This is a genomic window from Nocardioides sp. B129/18 (assembly GCF_055282735.1).
On sequence record NZ_JBUZJI010000018.1, the window covers coordinates 23,753 to 40,593 of the forward strand.

A 16,841-nucleotide genomic window follows, 5' to 3' on the forward strand; every position below is an offset into this window, starting at 1 on the left:
GGCCTCACTCGAAGCGGTCGGGGTCCCCCGCGCCGCGGCGCAGCACCTCGGGGGCGCCGTCGGAGAGGTCGACGACGGTGGTGGGCTCGGCGGGGGTCTCGCCGGCCTCGACGACGACGTCGACGACGTGGTCGAGCTCCTCCTTGACCTCCCAGCCCATCGTGCGGGGCTCGGTCTCGCCGGGGAGGATCAGGGTGCTGGAGAGCAGCGGCTCGCCGAGCTCCTCGAGCAGCGCCTGGACGAAGGCGTGGTCGGGGATGCGCACGCCGACGGTCTTCTTCTTCGGGTGCAGCAGCCGACGCGGCACCTCCGGCATCGCCGGGAGGATGAAGGTGTAGGGCCCGGGCGTGGTGGCCTTGATGGAGCGGAACGCCGCGTTGTCGACGTGCACCAGCGAGCCGAGCTGGGAGAAGTCGCGGCACACGAGCGTGAAGTGGTGGCGCTCGTCGAGGCCGCGGATGCGCAGGATCCGGTCGCGGCCGTCACGGTTGCCGACGCGGCAGCCCAGGGCGTAGCCGGAGTCGGTGGGGTAGGCGATCAGCGCGTCGTCACGCAGCGACGCGACGAGCTGCGCGATCAGCCGCGGCTGGGGGTTGTCGGGGTGCACGTCGAGGAAGCGGGCCATGGTCCGGCCAGCCTACGCGCGGGCGGCCCCGGAGACGGACTCACAGGCTCCTCCCAGGTGCTCGAAGCCCGCTCACAGCCGTGCCCCAGCCCGGGGCTGAGCTGCGCTGGCCCACTGGTGCTCGGCCCCGTTCGTCCCCTCTCCCAGCCGGATCCCGGAGGAGCACCATGAGCACGATCCAGCACGACGCCCGCACCACCGCGCCCCCCATCGACCAGAGCGCCGCCGACGACCAGAGCACCGGAGTCGACGAGGTCACCGCGGCCGGCGAGCCCGCGCGCCACCCCGAGCAGCGCAGCGTGCACGGCCGCCGCAAGGTGGCCTACGTGCTGCCGGTCTACAACGAGGGCGAGTCGCTCCTCGCCTTCCACGCCGCGCTCGCCGAGGCCACCGCCGCGCGTCCCGACCTCGACTTCGAGTTCGTCTACGTCGACGACGGCAGCGCCGACGACTCCCTGACCCGGATGCTCGGCCTGCGCCAGCACGACAGCCGCGTCAGCGTGCTGCAGCTGGCGCGCAACTGCGGCCACCAGATCGCCGTCACCGCCGGCCTGGACGCCGTGGGCGACGCCGACGCGGTCATCGTCATGGACACCGACCTGCAGGACCCGCCGGCGGTGTCGCTGGAGCTGATCGGGGTGTGGGAGAACGGCGCGGACGTCGTCTACGCCCAGCGCCGCACCCGCAAGGACGGGGTGTTCAAGCGCGCCACCGCCTGGGCGTTCTACCGGGTGCTCGACTCGCTCTCGGAGACCGAGATCCCGCGCAACACCGGCGACTTCCGGCTGATGGACCAGCGCGTGGTCGCCGAGGTGGCCCGCTACCGCGAGCACGACCGCTTCCTGCGCGGCATCGTCGCGCACGTCGGCTTCCGCCAGGAGGCGCTGCTCTTCGACCGCGACGAGCGCTACGCCGGCACCACCGGCTACCCCCTGCGCACGATGCTGCGCTTCGCCGCCGACGGCATCGTCGGCTTCTCCGCCGCACCGCTGCGCTGGATCTCGCGGATCGGCCTGGCGATCTCGCTGCTGAGCTGCCTGGTGGCTGCCTACGTCGTCGGGGTGCGGGTGCTCTCCCCCGAGAGCTCGGTGCCCGGCTGGGCGTTCCTCGGCGTCGGCGTGTTCCTCATGGGCGGCCTGCAGCTGACCATGATGGGCGTCATCGGCAGCTACCTGGGCCGGGTCTACACCCAGGTGCAGGACCGGCCGCTCTACTCCCTGGCGCTGAGCGCCCGCGGCGACCAGCCCGGCGTGCGGACCCTGAGCCGCGGCGTCGCGCTGCCCCGCGTCGAGCTCGCGGCCCGGCTGACGAACGGCGCGTCCTGAGCGCGCCGCTGCGGTTCGCGGCCGTCGGCGTCGCGAACACCGCCCTCGACGTCGGCCTGTTCCTGGCCCTGCACGACCTGCTCGGTCTGGTGCTGGCCAACCTCGTCTCGACCAGCGCCGGCATGACGCTCAGCTTCGTGGCCAACGGCCTGGTGACCTTCCGCGCCGGCCGGCTGACCCTGCGTCAGGCCGGCCTGTTCCTCGCGACGACCGGCACCACCATGTGGCTGCTGCAGCCGCTGGTGATCGAGGCCGCGCTGCGGGTCGTGGACGTGCTGCTCGTGGCCAAGCTCGCCGCGATCGGCGTGTGCCTGGTGGTGAACTTCGTGGCCTACCGCCACGTCGTCTGGCCGCGCACTCCGCAGGTCGAGGCCGGCGCGCAGCCCGCGGGGACTACTCCCCGGCCGACTGACGCGCGAGCTTGAGGTCGCGGCGCAGCTCCTTGGGGAGCGCGAAGATCAGCGACTCCTCGGCGCTGTGCACGGCCGTGGCGTCGGGGTAGCCGCGCTCGCGGAGGTACTCCAGGACGCCCTGCACCAGCGCCTCGGGGACGCTCGCGCCGGAGGTGACGCTGACGGTGCGCACGCCCTCGAGCCACTCCTCCTGGATCTCCGAGGCGTCGTCGACGCGGTAGGAGGCGGCGGCGCCGGCCTCGAGGGCCACCTCGACCAGCCGCACGGAGTTCGAGGAGTTGCCCGAGCCGACGACGATGACGAGGTCGGTGCCCGGGGAGATCTCCTTGACCGCGAGCTGGCGGTTCTGGGTGGCGTAGCAGATGTCGTCGCTGGGCGGGTCGAGCAGCGCGGGGAAGCGCTCGCGGATCGCGGCGACGGTCTCGAGGGTCTCGTCGACCGACAGCGTGGTCTGGGAGAGCCAGGCCACCCGCTCGGGGTCGCGGACGACGATGTTCGGCACGTCGGCGGGGCTCTGCACGAGCTGGATGTGCTCGGGGGCCTCGCCGGCGGTGCCCTCGACCTCCTCGTGGCCCTCGTGGCCGATGAGCAGGATGTCGTAGTCGTCGGCGGCGAAGCGCTTGGCCTCGTGGTGCACCTTCGTGACCAGCGGGCAGGTGGCGTCGATGGTCTTCAGCGCCCGCTCCTCGGCCTGGCGGTGCACCTCGGGCGAGACGCCGTGGGCGGAGAAGACCACGGTGGCGCCCTCGGGCACCTCGGCGAGCTCCTCGACGAAGATCGCGCCGCGCGACTCGAGGTCGGAGACGACGTGCTTGTTGTGGACGATCTGCTTGCGCACGTAGACCGGTGCGCCGTAGAGCTCGAGCGCGGTCTCGACGGTGACGACCGCGCGGTCGACGCCGGCGCAGTAGCCGCGCGGGGCCGCCAGCAGGACGGCCTTCTCGGCCTCCTCGGGGCTCAGGACGGGCGGCATGCCGATTCCGGTGCTCATGGTCGCCATCGTAGTCGGCGACCTGTGGGCGCTCCTGTGTCGGGACTCAGCGCTAGGGTCGCGCCCATGGCCCTGGAGACCTCGCCGACCGCGCCGGCGCCGGTGCGCCAGATCGCGACGGCGATCGCGGGCTGGGTCGACCGTCTCGGCGCCGTGTGGGTCGAGGGCCAGGTGGCGCAGCTCAACCGGCGCCCGGGCATGGCCACGGTCTTCCTCACCCTGCGCGACACCCTCGCCGACATCTCGGTGCCGGTGACGGCGCAGCGGGTCTACATCGACTCCCTCAACCCGCCCCTGGTCGAGGGCGCGAGCGTCGTGGTCCACGCGAAGCCGTCCTACTACGCCAACCGCGGCACCCTCTCGCTGCAGGCCCGCGAGATCCGGATGGTGGGGCTCGGCGAGCTGCTCGCCCAGCTCGAGCGGCGGCGTCAGCTGCTGGCGGCCGAGGGCCTCTTCGCCGCCGAGCTCAAGCGTCGCCCGCCGTTCCTGCCGCGCCGCGTCGGGCTGGTCACCGCGCCGAACAGCGCTGCCGAGCGCGACGTCGTCGAGAACGCCCGACGCCGCTGGCCGGCGGTCGCGTTCGAGACCGCGTACGCCGCCATGCAGGGTCCGCGCTGCGCGGGCGAGGTCATCGAGGCGCTCGAGCGCCTCGAACGCCACCCGGAGGTCGACGTCATCGTCGTGGCCCGCGGCGGCGGCGCCGTCGAGGACCTCCTGCCCTTCTCCGACGAGGGCCTGCTGCGGGCCGTCCACGCGCTGCGGACGCCGGTGGTCTCCGCGATCGGGCACGAGCCGGACTCCCCGCTGCTCGACCTCGTCGCCGACGTCCGCGCCTCCACCCCCACCGACGCCGGCCGGCTCGTCGTGCCCGACGTCGCCGACGAGGTCCGTGGGGTCGCGGCCGCCCGCGAGCGGCTGCGCGGCATGCTGGCCGCGCTGATCGAGCGCGAGGAGTCGCGGCTGGAGTCGGTGCGCAGCCGCCCGGCCCTCGCCGATCCCCGCTCGCTGGTCGAGGGTCGCGTCGACGAGCTCGCCGCGCTGCGCGAGCGGGCGCGGCGCAGCCTGGGGCACCGCCTCGACCGCGCCGCCGACGACGTCGACCACCAGCGAGCCCGGGCCCGCGCCCTCTCGCCGCTGGAGACCCTGCGCCGCGGCTACGCCGTGCTGCAGGACGCCGAGGGCCACGTCGTCGCCTCCGTCGCCGGGCTCGCCCCCGACCAGTCCCTGAGCGCGCGGGTGGCCGACGGCCGCGTGGCGCTCACCGTCACCGCCGTCACCGCCGCCGAGGAGACCGATGCCTGAGAAGAAGGCGGCCGCCAAGACCGCCGCGTCCGCCGAGCCCGCCGACCGCCCCGCCAGCTACGAGGCGGCGCGCGAGGAGCTCGTCGACGTCGTGCGCCGGCTCGAGACCGGCGGCTCCACGCTGGAGGAGTCGCTGGCGCTGTGGGAGCGCGGCGAGCAGCTGGCCACCTGGTGTCAGGAGTGGCTCGACGGCGCCCGGCAGCGGCTCGACGCCGTGCTGGAGTCCGACGGCTGACCGATCACGCGAGGATCAGCTGGTCTCGCCGGCCTGGAGCGACTCCACGATCGACTGGAGGTCCTCCACCGGCGCCGAGCCGTAGACGACGACCGTGCGACGCGTGTCGTCGCTGCCGACCTCGGCGGTGAACGCGTGGTCGCCCCCCGAGCCCGTCCAGGAGTTCCAGGTGGGCGCCACCGAGCCCTGGACGTCGAGCGGGTCGCCCTGGGTCGGGTTCTCGTCGATGAGCTCTCCGAGCAGGTCGACGGCGTCGTCGTCCTCCTCGTAGACCCCGACGAAGCGGCCCTGGTCGGTGAGCATCGCCATCGCCCACGTCCAGCGGTCGCCCGGGGTGAAGGTCACCGACGACGTGCGCCAGCCCTGCGGCAGCGTCCGCGGGGCGACGAGGCTGACGCCGCCGGCGGCGGCCTCGTCGACGACCTTCTGGTAGTCGAGGTTGGCCGGCTCGTACGTCGGGGTGTCGCGGAAGGTGCCCCGGAAGAGCACGAACGCGCCCACGAGGGCGACCAGCACGATCATCGATCCGATCAGACCGCCCGTGGAGCGGTTGTAGCGGCCCGGCTTCTCACTCACACCCCCATCCTCACAGAGGAGCGGTGAGGAGGTTCGTCCCAGGTCGCGGCATGATCCTCCGGTGATCGCCGCCGCCGCCGCTCCGAGTCCCCTGGCGCAGGGGGTCGCGGTCGTGGCGCTGCTGGTGCTCCTGATGACCGCCTGGCGCCACCCGCGTCCGCTCACGGAGGCGGCCGCGGCGGTGCTGACCGGCGGAGCGGTGCTGCTCGTCGGGGCCGTGCCGTGGGCCGACGCCCGCGACGCGCTGGAGCGGCTCGCGCCGGTGGTGGTCTTCCTCGCCGCGGTGCTGGTGGTCGCCGACGTGTGCGGCCGGGCGGGGCTGTTCACCGCGGCCGCCGGCCTGGCCGGACGCCTCGCCGGATCCTCCCCCGGACGCCTGCTGCTGGCCGTCGTCGTCATCGCCACCGTCGTCACCACCGTGCTGAGCCTCGACGCCACCGTCGTCCTCCTCACCCCGGTGGTCATCGCCGTCGCCGCCGCCCGCGGCCTCTCCCCGGCGCCCGGTGCGTGGGTGTGCCTGCGGCTGGCGAACTCCGCCTCGCTGCTGCTGCCGGTGGCGAACCTGACCAATCTGCTGGCCATGCCCGACCTCGACCTCGGCTTCGGGGCGTTCGCCCGGGCGATGGCGCCGACGCTGGTGGTGGTCGTGCTCGCCGAGTGGCTGCTGACGCGGGTGCTGCTGCGCTCGGAGCTGCGGGCGCCCGTCGAGCCGGTCGGGCGGGTCGAGCCGACCGGCGCGTCGCCGGCGCGGGTGCCGTGGACGCCGGTGGTCGTCGTCGTGGCGATGCTCGCCGGGTTCGCGATCGGCTCCACGCTCGGCGTCGAGCCGGGCTGGATCGCCGCCGTGGCCGCGATCGTCCTGCTGGCCTGGGCGCTGCCGCAGGGCCTGCTCTCCGCGCCCGAGGCGGCACGCGCGGCCGCGCCGTCCTTCGCCCTCTACGTGCTCGGCCTCGGCGTGGTGGTGGCCGGCGTCGCCGACTCCGCCCTCGGCGACCTGCTGCGCGACCTCGTGCGGACGGTCGTGGGTGGCGCGCACCCCACCGTCGACCTCGGCTCGGCGTCCGGGCTCGGGGTGCTGCTGGGCATCGCCGCGGTGGCCACCCTCGTCGCGAACCTGGTGACCAACCTGAGCGCGACGCTGCTCGTCGTCCCCCTCGTGGCGCCGCTGGGCCCGCTCGCGGTGCTGGCCGCGCTGATCGGCCTCGACGCCGGCGCCGGTCTCACCTACACCGGCTCGCTGGCCAACCTGCTGTGGCGCCGCACGCTCACCGGCACCGCGGCCCACACGACGCTGCGCGAGTTCCATCGGCGCTCGCTGCCGGCGACGCCCGTGGTGGTGGTGCTGGCGGTCGTCACGCTGTGGGCGACGAGCGGCCTGGCCTGACCAGCGCCGCCCGCGCGGCCTCCACCTCGGCGCGGACGACGCAGCCCTCGACGTGGTCGTCGATCACGCCCATCGACTCCAGGAACGCGAAGGCCGTGGTGGGCCCGACGAAGCGCCAGCCGCGCCGCTTGAGGTCGCGGGAGAGGGCCACCGAGGCCGGCGACGTGGTGACCGTCTGGGGCGGGTCGACCTCGTCGGGCCCGGGCTCGAAGGACCACACGTACGCCGCGAGCGAGGTCTCCTCGCGCAGCTCGAGCAGCCGCGCGGCGTTGTGGATGGCGGCCTCGATCTTGCCGCGGTGACGCACGATGCCGGCGTCGGCCAGCAGGCGCTGGACGTCGGGCTCGCCGAAGCCGGCCACGATCTCGGGGTCGAACCCGGCGAACGCGGCGCGGAAGGCGTCGCGCTTGGCGAGGATCGTGCGCCAGGCCAGGCCGGACTGGAAGCCCTCGAGGCAGAGCTTCTCGAAGAGCCGACGCTCGTCGGTGACCGGGAAGCCCCACTCCTCGTCGTGATAGCGCTGGTACTCCGGCCAGCCGGGCACCGCGACGCCCCACGGGCAGCGGGGCAGGCCGTCGGGACCGGGCAGGGCGGCGGGCGAGTCGGCGGGCGAGTCGGGGGGCGAGGAGGTCACCTCCGACGTCTACCAGGCGTCACCGACTCCTCGGCGTGACGTCCGTCCCGCGTCCGTGCGACGTCATCTCGACGCCGTCCCCGGCCGGTACCCTTCGGCCATGACGCCGCCTCAGACCGCTGACCTCTCCGTCGACCCCCAGGCCCCGGACCGCAACCTGGCCCTCGAGCTGGTGCGGGTCACCGAGGCGGCGGCCATGGCCGCCGGCCGCTGGGTCGGGCGCGGCGACAAGAACGGCGCCGACGGCGTGGCCGTCAACGCCATGCGCGTGCTGATCTCCACCATCGGCATGCAGGGCGTCGTCGTCATCGGCGAGGGCGAGAAGGACAACGCCCCGATGCTCTACAACGGCGAGGTCGTCGGCGACGGCACCGGCCCGGAGTGCGACGTCGCGGTCGACCCGATCGACGGCACCACGCTCACCGCCAAGGGCATGACCAACGCGGTCTCGGTGCTCGCGGTGGCGCCGCGCGGCACGATGTACGACCCCAGCGCGGTGTTCTACATGGAGAAGCTGGTCACCGGCCCCGAGGCCGCCGACGTCGTCGACATCCGCTACCCGGTGGCCGAGAACATCGCCCAGGTGGCCAAGGCCAAGGGCAAGCGCCCGGCCGACGTGAAGGTCGTCCTCCTCGACCGGCCGCGCCACGAGCAGCTGGCCGAGGAGATCCGCGCCACCGGCGCGATGATCAAGTTCATCAGCGACGGCGACGTCGCCGGCGCCATCATGGCCGCCCGCCAGGACACCGGCGTCGACCTGCTGCTCGGCATCGGCGGCACGCCGGAGGGCATCATCACCGCCTGCGCGATGAAGTCGCTCGGCGGCGTCATCCAGGGTCGCCTGTGGCCCCAGGACGACGCGGAGCGGCAGAAGGCGCTCGACGCCGGCCACGACCTCTCCCCCGAGGCCATCCTCACCACCGACGACCTCGTCACCGGTGACGACTGCTTCTTCGTCGCCACCGGCATCACCGACGGCGAGCTGCTGCGCGGCGTGCGCTACTCCGCCGGCGGCGCCACCACCCAGTCGCTGGTGATGCGCTCGCGCTCGGGGACGATCCGCACGATCACCTCCGAGCACAGCCTGGGCAAGCTACGCGCCTACTCCGCGGTCGACTTCGAGAGCTGAGACCTCGCCGGAGGCGATGCCGGCCGCCAGCGCGGTCCGGCGCGCCTGGTGGCGGAGCAGGGCTCCGGAGACCTCCCGCGCGACCCGCGGGTCGACGGCCATCCCGAGGTGCGAGGCCCGCACCTCGACGGCCTCGGCCTGCGGGTCGATGCACGCCTGGGGCAGGACGATGCCGTCGCGCCGCGACCACAGGGCGGTGAAGTCGACGCCGGCGGGCACGGGCTGACGGCTCTCCTCGAAGGACTGACGGGCGCACTCGCCGCCGACGCACTCCGAGCTCATCAGGCCGGGGACGCCGACGCGGTTGAGCGCGACCAGCGCTGCGGCGCCCGCGGTGAGGGCGCGGTGGTGGGCGCCGGGCGCCATCATCGGGCTGCCCATCGTGACGATGCCGGACACGAGGTCGGGACGTCGCACCGCGATGCCGCGGGCGAGCATGCCGCCGAGGCTGTGGCCGACGATCTGCACCTTCTGCTCGCGACGCTCGACGATGCGCTCGAGGCGCGACTCCAGCAGGGCGGCCTGGGTGAGGGTGCAGCCGACGTTGGCGAGGATCTGGGCTCGGTAGGTGCGGAAGCCCTGGCCGCGCAGCGTCGCCGCGAGGGTGCGCAGGGTGTAGTCGCCGGCGAAGAAGCCGGGGACGAGGAGCACCGGCTCGTTGGCGCGGGTCGCGCCCGCCGAGACGTAGGGGCGCTGACGGCGGCCGCGGCGCTCGGCCAGCGAGTGGACCACGCTCCGCCCGGCGTCGCCCACCACGTGGCCCTCGCGGAGCATCGCGACGGCGGCGGGTCGGCGGTAGCCCTCGGGGAGCAGGAAGGCGCCCATGGTGTCGTTCACGGTTCAACGTTACGGCCAGGTGAACCGTTCGTGGCGCAGATCACCCGAAAGGAACCGAACGAACGCTCCGCTGGTCCATGCGGTTCACTGGAGGCATGGCCCGCACGACCCCCTCCGAGGAGCTCCTCGCTCCGCTCGACCCCACCCTCGAGCTCTGCTACCAGACCTTCGGCGACCCCGACGACGAGCCGCTGCTGCTCGTCATGGGGCTCGGCGGCCCCATGACCTGGTGGCCGCAGGCGTTCTGCGAGCAGCTCGCCGAGCGTGGCTTCTTCGTCATCCGCTACGACAACCGCGACACCGGACGCTCCTCGCGGATCAAGCAGCGGGTGGGCCGCACCAGCGTCGTCCGGGCCTTCCTGGGCCTCCCGGTGGCCGCGCCGTACTCCATGGCCGACCTCGCCGAGGACGCCTTCGGCCTGCTCGACCACCTCGGCCTCGCCTCGGCGCACGTCGCCGGCATCTCCATGGGCGGCATGATCGTGCAGACGATGGCGCTGGCCCGCCCCGAGCGGGTGCGCTCGCTCACCTCGATCATGTCCACCACCGGACGCCGCACCGTCGGCTGGCAGAGCCCCTCGCTCATCCCGGTGCTCCTGGGCAGCCCGGGCCCCGGCGAGGAGGGCTACGTCGCCAACTCGCTCAAGGTCTGGCGCCTGATCGGCTCGCCCGGCTACCCCTCCCCCGAGGAGGCGCTGCGCGACCGCGCGAGCGAGACCTACCGCCGCGGCGTCAGCGCCAGCGGCGTCCTGCGTCAGATGCTGGCGGTGCTCACCCAGCCCGACCGCACCAAGGCGCTGCGCACGCTCACGGTGCCCACCACCGTCGTCCACGGCATGGCTGACAAGATGGTGCACGTCTCCGGTGGCCGCGCCACCGCCGCAGCCGTCCCCGGCTCGGAGCTGATGCTGATCGGCGGCATGGGCCACGACACCCCCGAGGAGCTGTGGCCGCGGATCATCGACGCGATCCGCCGCACCGCCGACCGCGCGGGCGATCGCGCGGGCGATCGCGCCGCGTCCTAGCCGCAGCCCACCCCCTGACGCAGGTGACGCGACCGGCTCGGCGTCAGTCCGAGAGCCGCTCGCCGGTGTCGGTGTCGAAGACGTGGACGTTCTTCGGGTCGGTGGTGACGTGGATGACGTCGCCCTTGTGGATCGAGTCGCGGGCGTTGATGCGCACGATGACGTTCGAGGGGGTGCCCTCGACGTCACAGGTGCCGTAGACGAAGCCGTCGGCGCCGAGCTCCTCGACGACCGTGACGGTGATCGGCAGGCCCTCGCCGGGGCTGACCAGGCGCCAGGCCTCCGGACGCACGCCGACGGTGATCCGTCCGGTCATCCGCTGCGCGGCGGCGGGGTCGACCGGCACCTCGTAGCCGCCGACGCGGGCCTTGCCGTCGGCGGCGACCGCCTCGAGCAGGTTCATCTGCGGGGAGCCGATGAAGCCGGCGACGAACAGGTTGGCGGGCTTGTCGTAGAGCCGCAGCGGGGTGTCGACCTGCTGGAGCACGCCGAGCTTCATGACCGCGACGCGGTCGCCCATCGTCATCGCCTCGACCTGGTCGTGGGTGACGTAGACGGTGGTGATGCCGAGGTCGGCCTGCAGCTTGGCGATGTCGGTGCGGGTCTGCACGCGCATCTTGGCGTCGAGGTTCGACAGCGGCTCGTCCATGCAGAACACCTGCGGCTGACGCACGATCGCGCGACCCATGGCGACGCGCTGGCGCTGACCGCCGGAGAGGGCCTTCGGCTTGCGCTCGAGGTACTCGGTGAGACCGAGGATCTCGGCGGCCTCCCTGACGCGCTTCTCGCGGTCGGCGGCCGGCACCTTGGCCATCTTCAGCGCGAAGCCCATGTTCTCCGCGACGCTCATGTGCGGGTAGAGCGCGTAGTTCTGGAAGACCATCGCGATGTCGCGGTCCTTGGGCGGGAGGCTGGTGATGTCCCGGTCGCCGATCATGATCCGGCCCGAGTTCACCTCCTCCAGGCCCGCGAGCATCCGCAGGGTCGTGGACTTGCCGCAGCCCGAGGGCCCGACCAGCACCATGAACTCCCCGTCCTCGATCTCCAGGTCGATGCCCGGGACGGCGGGGGCGTCGGCGCCGGGGTACCAGCGCTGCGCCTTCTCGAAGCGTACGTTGACCATCTTCTGACTCTCCTTCACCGGCAGGAACGTGCCGACGATCCGAATGTGAGGAACGCGCCGGGCCGACGGCCCGACGTCGCGCGATCGGCGCCGCCGCGAGGAGCCCGACGGGCCGCCCCGGGAGATGACGCAGGTCACACGAGACCCGGACCCTAGGTCGCCGCGGACGCCTGCGTCAACGACGGCGGCGCGTCGGTCTCGACCGGATCACGAAGTTCGCGGAACCCCTTGACGGACCTTGTTGTAAACGTTTTCATATGCCGTGACCCACGTCACGTCGGCCCGCATCGACTCGACTGCGATGCACCTCGACGGGAGACCCGAGACCTCCCCCGAGCACCCCACGGGCCCGGCACATCAGAGAGGAAAGCGGATGACCACCTCCACGTCCCGCCGGTTCGCGGCCGGCGTCGCGGCGATCGCCGTGGCCGGCCTCGGCCTGGCCGGCTGCGCCGACAGCAGCGACGGCGGCACCAACAAGGCCAGCGGCACCGCGCCGGGCGCCGGCAAGGCCGAGTGCTCGCAGCTGGAGCAGTTCGGCGACCTGACCGGCAAGAAGGTCAGCGTCTACACCTCGATCGTCGAGCCCGAGGCCACGGCCCAGAAGAACTCCTACAAGGTCTTCGAGGACTGCACCGGCGCGAAGGTCGACTACGAGGGCTCGCAGGAGTTCGAGGCCCAGCTCCAGGTCCGCGCACAGGCCGGCAACCTGCCCGACATCGCCTTCATCCCGCAGCCCGGCCTGCTCAAGTCGCTGGTGAACGCGGGCTACGTCAAGGAGGCCCCCAAGCCGGTCTCCGACAACGTCGACAAGTGGTTCGGCGAGGACTGGCGCTCCTACGGCACCGTCGACGGCAAGCTCTACGCCGCCCCGCTCGGCGCGAACGTGAAGTCGTTCGTCTGGTACTCCCCCACCATGTTCAAGAAGAACGGCTGGGAGGTGCCGCAGACCTGGGACGACATGACCGCCCTCAGCGACAAGATCGCCGCCAGCGGCATGAAGCCGTGGTGCGCGGGCATCGAGTCCGGCGAGGCCACCGGCTGGGTCGTCACCGACTGGCTCGAGGACGCCCTGCTGCGCGACGCCGGCCCCGACGTCTACAACGACTGGGTCGAGCACAAGATCTCCTTCGACGACCCGAAGGTCCAGGAGGCCCTCGACCGCGTCGGCGGCATCCTGAAGAACTCGAAGTACGTCAACGGCGGCTTCGGCGACGTCGCCTCCATCGCCACCACCTCCTTCCAGGAGGGCGGCACGCCGATCCTCAAGGGCAAGTGCGCGATGCACCGCCAGGCGTCGTTCTACGCCGCCCAGTGGCCCAAGGGCACCAAGATCGCCGAGGACGGCGACGTCTTCGCCTTCTACCTGCCGACCACCAACGACCAGTTCGGCAAGCCCGTGCTCGGCGGTGGCGAGTTCACCGCGGCCTTCGCCGACCGTCCCGAGGTGCAGGCCTTCCAGACCTACCTGTCCTCCGACGTGTGGGCCAACGAGAAGGCCAAGGCCACCCCGGACGGCGGCTGGGTGAGCGCCAACACCGGCCTCGACGTCGCGAACCTCAAGACGCCGATCGACCAGCTCTCCGCGCAGATCCTGCAGGACAAGGAGTCGGTCTTCCGCTTCGACGGCTCCGACCAGATGCCCGCCGCCGTCGGCGCCGGCACCTTCTGGAGCGAGATGACGAACTGGATCTCCGGTGAGTCCACCAGCGACGCGCTGAAGAAGATCGAGGCCTCCTGGCCGTCCTGACGCACCGCGTCTGACGCCCAGCTCCGATCCCGAGGTGCCGGTCGGGTCCTCCGACCCGGCCGGCACCTCGCGTCGGCTCCCCGTCCCCCGAGAGGTGGCCCATGACCACGAGTGAGAAGCTCATCCAGATGGCGATCGCCATCGTGCTGTTCTTCGCCGTGATGGCAGTGATCCTGCTGCTCACCCAGCGCCTGCGCTCGCGGGCCGGCGAGCGCGTGCAGGCGGCGGCGTTCCTCGCCCCCAGCCTGATCCTGATCGCCATCGGCCTGCTCTACCCGGCCGCGAAGACCGTCTACCTGTCCTTCCGCAACAGCGCGAGCACGGCCTGGGTCGGCTTCGCGAACTACCAGACGATCTTCACCAGCTCCGACCAGCTGCAGATCCTGCGCAACACCGCGCTGTGGGTCATCCTCGTGCCCACCGTGTCCACCGCCGTCGGCCTCGTCTACGCCGTGCTCGTCGACCGGATGCGCTTCGAGCGGTTCGCCAAGGCCCTGATCTTCCTGCCGATGGCGATCTCGCTGGTCGGCGCCTCGATCATCTGGAAGTTCGTCTACGCCTACCGCGAGACCGACAACGACCAGATCGGCGTCCTCAACGGGATCCTCAAGGCGGTCCACCTGGACACCTACAACTTCCTGTTCAACGCGCCCTGGAACACCCTGTTCCTCATCGTCATCCTCATCTGGGTGCAGGCCGGCTTCGCGATGACGATCCTCTCGGCCTCCATCAAGGCGATCCCCGAGGACATCATCGAGGCCGCCCGCCTCGACGGCGTCACGGGCCTGCAGCTCTTCCGGCACATCACGGTGCCGAGCATCCGGCCCTCGCTGATCGTCGTGCTCACCACCATCAGCATCAGCACGCTCAAGGTCTTCGACATCGTCCGCAGCGCCACCGGCGGCCAGTTCGGCACCAAGGTGCTCGCCTACGAGTTCTACGTGCAGTCCTTCCGCACCCTGAACCCCGCGCTCGGCGCGGCCCTGGCGACGCTGATCTTCGTGCTCGTCAGCCCGATCGTCATCTACAACATCCGCCAGATGCGCCGCCTGGAGGCCCGATGAGCACCAGCACCCCCGCCGTCACGCCGGGAGCCGCTCCGCTGCCGGACCCCTCCACCGCCCCGGCCCGGTCGGCGTCCAGCGCGGCCCGCAGCGGCCTGAGCTCGCGGCTCGCGTCCGCGGGCGCCATCGTCATCGCCATCCTCTGGACGATCCCGACCTTCGGCCTGCTGGTCTCCAGCTTCCGGCCCGAGGCCGACGTCAAGGGCAACGGCTGGTGGAACATCTTCAAGGACCCCAGCTTCTCGCTGGAGAACTACCGCACGATCTTCACCGACTCCGACACCGACCTGCCGCGCTACCTGGTCAACACCATCGTCATCACGCTGCCGTCGGTGATCATCCCGATCACCCTGGCCGTGCTCGCGGCGTACGCGTTCGCGTGGATGGACTTCAAGGGCCGCGACACGCTCTTCGTCGCCGTCTTCGCGCTGCAGATCGTGCCGATCCAGGTGACGCTCATCCCGCTGCTGCGCCTGTACGTGCAGCCGCCGTTCAACCTGCAGCCCCTGGCGGGTCCGACCGCCCCGGGCGGTGGCTTCTACACGATCTGGCTCTCGCACACGATCTTCGCGCTGCCGCTGGCGATCTTCCTCATGCACAACTTCATGCGCGAGATCCCCGGTGAGCTCGTCGAGTCGGCCCGCGTCGACGGCGCCGGCCACGTGCAGATCTTCACCAAGATCATGCTGCCGCTCATGACGCCGGCCATCGCGGCGTTCGGCATCTTCCAGTTCCTCTGGGTCTGGAACGACCTGCTCGTGGCGCTGGTCTTCGCCGGCGGCCGCTCCGAGATCGCGCCGCTCACCTACTGGCTGGGCTCGCTGGCCGGAACCCGCGGCGAGGACTGGCAGGTGCTCTCGGCGGGCGCGTTCGTCTCGCTGGTCATCCCGCTGATCGTCTTCCTCAGCCTCCAGCGGTACTTCGTCCGCGGCCTGCTCGCGGGCAGCGTCAAGGGCTGAGCAGCCCGCCCCTCTTCACCGGCCCGTCCCTCCAGGGACGGGCCGGTGCCGGTCATCCCGTCACGCGTCCGGAGAGGAGGAGCCGCCCTCCGCCGTCAGCGCCGCCACCCAGTGGTAGGACGCCTTCGGCACTCGCGGCAGATCCGCATGGTCACGATCCACCCGCACCAGGCCGAAGGTCTTGGTGTAGCCCTCGGCCCACTCGAAGTTGTCCATCAGCGTCCAGACGAAGTAGCCGCGCACGTCGGCGCCGGCCTCGATCGCGCGGTGCGTGGCGGCGAGGTGGTCGCGCAGGTAGTCGATGCGGTCCTGGTCGTCGACGACGCCGTCCGCGTCGATCGCGGTGTCGGCGCAGGCCGCGCCGTTCTCGGTGACGACGATCGGCAGGCCGGTGCGTCGATGGGTCTCGACGAGCAGCTCCTCCAGGCCGGTGGCGTCGATCTCCCAGCCGATGTCGGTGCGCGGCTCGCGGACGACGAGGTCCAGGGCACCCGCGCCGGGGTAGGCCTCGCCCTCGGTGTGGGCCGGTCCGCCGGCGGGCACGGCCGGACGCACGGGCGTGTAGTAGTTGATGCCCAGCCAGTCCGCCGAGCCCTGGATCAGCGCCAGGTCGCCGTCGCGGACGACCTCGGGGTCGGCCAGCACGGGCGCGACGTCGAGCAGGACGTCGTCGTAGGCGCCGTCGACGAGCGGGTCGAGCCACACCCGGTTGCGGATCGCGTCGACCCGGTCGGCGATCTCGCGCGACTCCTCCCCCTCGGGCCAGATCGGCGCGAGGTTGCACACGATGCCCAGGCCCTCGACGTCGCCGAGCGCCTGGCGCAGCAGGCCGTGGCCGAGCATCAGGTGGTGGGCGGCCCGGTGGGCGTCCCCGCCCTCGCGACGACCCGGCGCATGCACGCCCGCGGCGTAGCCGAGGTAGGCCGCGCACCACGGCTCGTTGTGCGAGGCCCACAGGCCGACGCGGTCGCCGAGCCGCTCGTGCACGATCGCGCCGTAGGAGGCGAAGGCCTCCGCGGTCTCGCGCCGCAGCCAGCCGCCGGCGTCCTCGAGGGGCTGGGGCAGGTCCCAGTGGTAGAGCGTCGCCGTGGGCGTGATGCCGCGCGCGAGCAGCGCGTCGACGAGCCGGTCGTAGTAGTCGAGCCCGCGCGGCTCGACGCGTCCGGTGCCCGCGGGCACGATGCGCGGCCAGGCGATGGAGAAGCGGTACCACTCGACGCCGAGGCCCGCGACGAGCGCGACGTCGTCGTCGAGACGGTCGTAGGACTCGCACGCCCGGGTGCCGTCACCGCCGTCGCGCACGGCTCCGGGACGACGGCAGAAGGTGTCCCAGATCGACTCGCCCCGACCGTCGCGATCGGTGGCGCCCTCGATCTGGAAGGACGCGGACGCGGTGCCGAGCGAGAGTCGGCCTGGCTGCAGTGGGTGACCCATGTCACCAACCTAGGGCCTGGGACGACGGGGACGGC

Annotated in this window: 17 protein-coding genes; 10 read left to right on the forward strand and 7 right to left on the reverse strand. The window is 72.3% G+C overall.

Going from position 1 to position 16,841, the window contains the following annotated elements; all coding sequences use genetic code 11:
* Positions 1-4: 4 nt before the first annotated feature.
* Entirely contained in the window at positions 5-625 is a 621-nt protein-coding gene (locus ACZDWJ_RS13325; RefSeq protein WP_463521453.1) for an L-threonylcarbamoyladenylate synthase, read from the reverse strand.
* A gap of 167 nt (positions 626-792) precedes the next feature.
* On the opposite strand from ACZDWJ_RS13325, the gene ACZDWJ_RS13330 reads away from it, so the two are divergent.
* On the forward strand, positions 793-1,950 hold the full coding sequence (locus tag ACZDWJ_RS13330) for a glycosyltransferase family 2 protein (protein ID WP_463521454.1): 1,158 nt from the start codon (positions 793-795) through the stop codon (positions 1,948-1,950).
* 8 nt (positions 1,951-1,958) lie between these two features.
* Complete coding sequence (locus ACZDWJ_RS13335; protein WP_463521530.1) at positions 1,959-2,375, forward strand: GtrA family protein; 417 nt, start codon at positions 1,959-1,961, stop codon at positions 2,373-2,375.
* On the opposite strand, the gene ACZDWJ_RS13340 is transcribed toward ACZDWJ_RS13335, so the two are convergent.
* A complete protein-coding gene (locus tag ACZDWJ_RS13340) occupies positions 2,344-3,354 on the reverse strand; it encodes a 4-hydroxy-3-methylbut-2-enyl diphosphate reductase (RefSeq protein ID WP_463521455.1) in 1,011 nt (336 codons plus the stop codon). The two genes, ACZDWJ_RS13335 and ACZDWJ_RS13340, sit on opposite strands and share 32 nt — an antisense overlap.
* Positions 3,355-3,420: 66 nt before the next feature.
* Here ACZDWJ_RS13340 and xseA point away from each other — a divergent pair, with 66 nt between their 5' ends.
* Positions 3,421-4,656 (forward strand): exodeoxyribonuclease VII large subunit, encoded by a 1,236-nt coding sequence (gene xseA / locus ACZDWJ_RS13345; protein ID WP_463521456.1) that lies wholly within the window; start codon positions 3,421-3,423, stop codon positions 4,654-4,656.
* Positions 4,649-4,891, forward strand: coding sequence for an exodeoxyribonuclease VII small subunit (locus ACZDWJ_RS13350; RefSeq protein WP_463521457.1), 243 nt, complete (start codon positions 4,649-4,651; stop codon positions 4,889-4,891). Before xseA ends, ACZDWJ_RS13350 begins: the two co-directional genes overlap by 8 nt.
* Before the next feature lie 15 nt (positions 4,892-4,906).
* Here the strand turns inward: ACZDWJ_RS13350 and ACZDWJ_RS13355 are convergent, their stop codons facing one another.
* Positions 4,907-5,467, reverse strand: coding sequence for a DUF4245 family protein (locus ACZDWJ_RS13355; RefSeq protein ID WP_463521458.1), 561 nt, complete (start codon positions 5,465-5,467; stop codon positions 4,907-4,909).
* Positions 5,468-5,528: 61 nt separating this feature from the next.
* Between ACZDWJ_RS13355 and ACZDWJ_RS13360 the strand changes: the two genes are divergently transcribed.
* Positions 5,529-6,851 carry an SLC13 family permease gene (locus tag ACZDWJ_RS13360; RefSeq protein WP_463521459.1) on the forward strand — a complete coding sequence of 441 codons (1,323 nt, stop codon included), beginning with the start codon at positions 5,529-5,531 and terminating at the stop codon, positions 6,849-6,851.
* Here the strand turns inward: ACZDWJ_RS13360 and ACZDWJ_RS13365 are convergent.
* Positions 6,820-7,485 carry a DNA-3-methyladenine glycosylase I gene (locus ACZDWJ_RS13365; protein WP_463521460.1) on the reverse strand — a complete coding sequence of 222 codons (666 nt, stop codon included), beginning with the start codon at positions 7,483-7,485 and terminating at the stop codon, positions 6,820-6,822. The genes ACZDWJ_RS13360 and ACZDWJ_RS13365 overlap by 32 nt on opposite strands.
* A 100-nt stretch (positions 7,486-7,585) precedes the next feature.
* Here ACZDWJ_RS13365 and glpX point away from each other — a divergent pair, with 100 nt between their 5' ends.
* Positions 7,586-8,614: a class II fructose-bisphosphatase gene (gene glpX / locus ACZDWJ_RS13370; RefSeq protein WP_463521461.1), complete on the forward strand. Its 1,029-nt coding sequence runs from the start codon at positions 7,586-7,588 to the stop codon at positions 8,612-8,614.
* Here glpX and ACZDWJ_RS13375 read toward each other — a convergent pair.
* Complete coding sequence (locus ACZDWJ_RS13375) at positions 8,579-9,451, reverse strand: alpha/beta hydrolase (RefSeq protein ID WP_463521462.1); 873 nt, start codon at positions 9,449-9,451, stop codon at positions 8,579-8,581. The genes glpX and ACZDWJ_RS13375 overlap by 36 nt on opposite strands.
* A 95-nt stretch (positions 9,452-9,546) precedes the next feature.
* Here ACZDWJ_RS13375 and ACZDWJ_RS13380 point away from each other — a divergent pair, with 95 nt between their 5' ends.
* Positions 9,547-10,476, forward strand: a complete 930-nt coding sequence (locus tag ACZDWJ_RS13380) for an alpha/beta fold hydrolase (protein ID WP_463521463.1) — start codon at positions 9,547-9,549, stop codon at positions 10,474-10,476.
* A 43-nt stretch (positions 10,477-10,519) separates the two neighbouring features.
* Here ACZDWJ_RS13380 and ACZDWJ_RS13385 read toward each other — a convergent pair whose 3' ends face one another.
* On the reverse strand, positions 10,520-11,599 hold the full coding sequence (locus ACZDWJ_RS13385) for an ABC transporter ATP-binding protein (RefSeq protein WP_463521532.1): 1,080 nt from the start codon (positions 11,597-11,599) through the stop codon (positions 10,520-10,522).
* 373 nt (positions 11,600-11,972) lie between these two features.
* Between ACZDWJ_RS13385 and ACZDWJ_RS13390 the strand changes: the two genes are divergently transcribed.
* From ACZDWJ_RS13390 to ACZDWJ_RS13400, 3 genes are all read left to right on the forward strand, one after another.
* Positions 11,973-13,349, forward strand: a complete 1,377-nt coding sequence (locus ACZDWJ_RS13390; RefSeq protein ID WP_463521464.1) for an ABC transporter substrate-binding protein — start codon at positions 11,973-11,975, stop codon at positions 13,347-13,349.
* 101 nt (positions 13,350-13,450) lie between these two features.
* On the forward strand, positions 13,451-14,413 hold the full coding sequence (locus ACZDWJ_RS13395) for a carbohydrate ABC transporter permease (protein ID WP_463521465.1): 963 nt from the start codon (positions 13,451-13,453) through the stop codon (positions 14,411-14,413).
* On the forward strand, positions 14,410-15,372 hold the full coding sequence (locus ACZDWJ_RS13400; RefSeq protein ID WP_463521466.1) for a carbohydrate ABC transporter permease: 963 nt from the start codon (positions 14,410-14,412) through the stop codon (positions 15,370-15,372). The genes ACZDWJ_RS13395 and ACZDWJ_RS13400 overlap by 4 nt, the downstream gene beginning before the upstream one ends.
* Before the next feature lie 60 nt (positions 15,373-15,432).
* Here ACZDWJ_RS13400 and ACZDWJ_RS13405 read toward each other — a convergent pair whose 3' ends face one another.
* The gene (locus ACZDWJ_RS13405; protein WP_463521467.1) at positions 15,433-16,806 is read right to left on the reverse strand and encodes a GH1 family beta-glucosidase; all 1,374 of its coding nucleotides are present in this window, start codon (positions 16,804-16,806) and stop codon (positions 15,433-15,435) included.
* Between the last annotated feature and the right edge of the window lie 35 nt (positions 16,807-16,841).

Excerpts from the sequence above, each read along its gene's own strand:
- xseA (WP_463521456.1), top strand. The coding sequence starts at position 3,421 with ATGGCCCTGGAGACCTCGCCGACCGCGCCGGCGCCGGTGCGCCAGATC.
- ACZDWJ_RS13385 (WP_463521532.1), bottom strand. The coding sequence starts at position 11,599 with ATGGTCAACGTACGCTTCGAGAAGGCGCAGCGCTGGTACCCCGGCGCC.
- ACZDWJ_RS13400 (WP_463521466.1), top strand. The coding sequence starts at position 14,410 with ATGAGCACCAGCACCCCCGCCGTCACGCCGGGAGCCGCTCCGCTGCCG.
- ACZDWJ_RS13380 (WP_463521463.1), top strand. The coding sequence starts at position 9,547 with ATGGCCCGCACGACCCCCTCCGAGGAGCTCCTCGCTCCGCTCGACCCC.
- ACZDWJ_RS13330 (WP_463521454.1), top strand. The coding sequence starts at position 793 with ATGAGCACGATCCAGCACGACGCCCGCACCACCGCGCCCCCCATCGAC.
- ACZDWJ_RS13395 (WP_463521465.1), top strand. The coding sequence starts at position 13,451 with ATGACCACGAGTGAGAAGCTCATCCAGATGGCGATCGCCATCGTGCTG.
- glpX (WP_463521461.1), top strand. The coding sequence starts at position 7,586 with ATGACGCCGCCTCAGACCGCTGACCTCTCCGTCGACCCCCAGGCCCCG.
- ACZDWJ_RS13350 (WP_463521457.1), top strand. The coding sequence starts at position 4,649 with ATGCCTGAGAAGAAGGCGGCCGCCAAGACCGCCGCGTCCGCCGAGCCC.
- ACZDWJ_RS13340 (WP_463521455.1), bottom strand. The coding sequence starts at position 3,354 with ATGAGCACCGGAATCGGCATGCCGCCCGTCCTGAGCCCCGAGGAGGCC.
- ACZDWJ_RS13325 (WP_463521453.1), bottom strand. The coding sequence starts at position 625 with ATGGCCCGCTTCCTCGACGTGCACCCCGACAACCCCCAGCCGCGGCTG.
- ACZDWJ_RS13405 (WP_463521467.1), bottom strand. The coding sequence starts at position 16,806 with ATGGGTCACCCACTGCAGCCAGGCCGACTCTCGCTCGGCACCGCGTCC.
- ACZDWJ_RS13390 (WP_463521464.1), top strand. The coding sequence starts at position 11,973 with ATGACCACCTCCACGTCCCGCCGGTTCGCGGCCGGCGTCGCGGCGATC.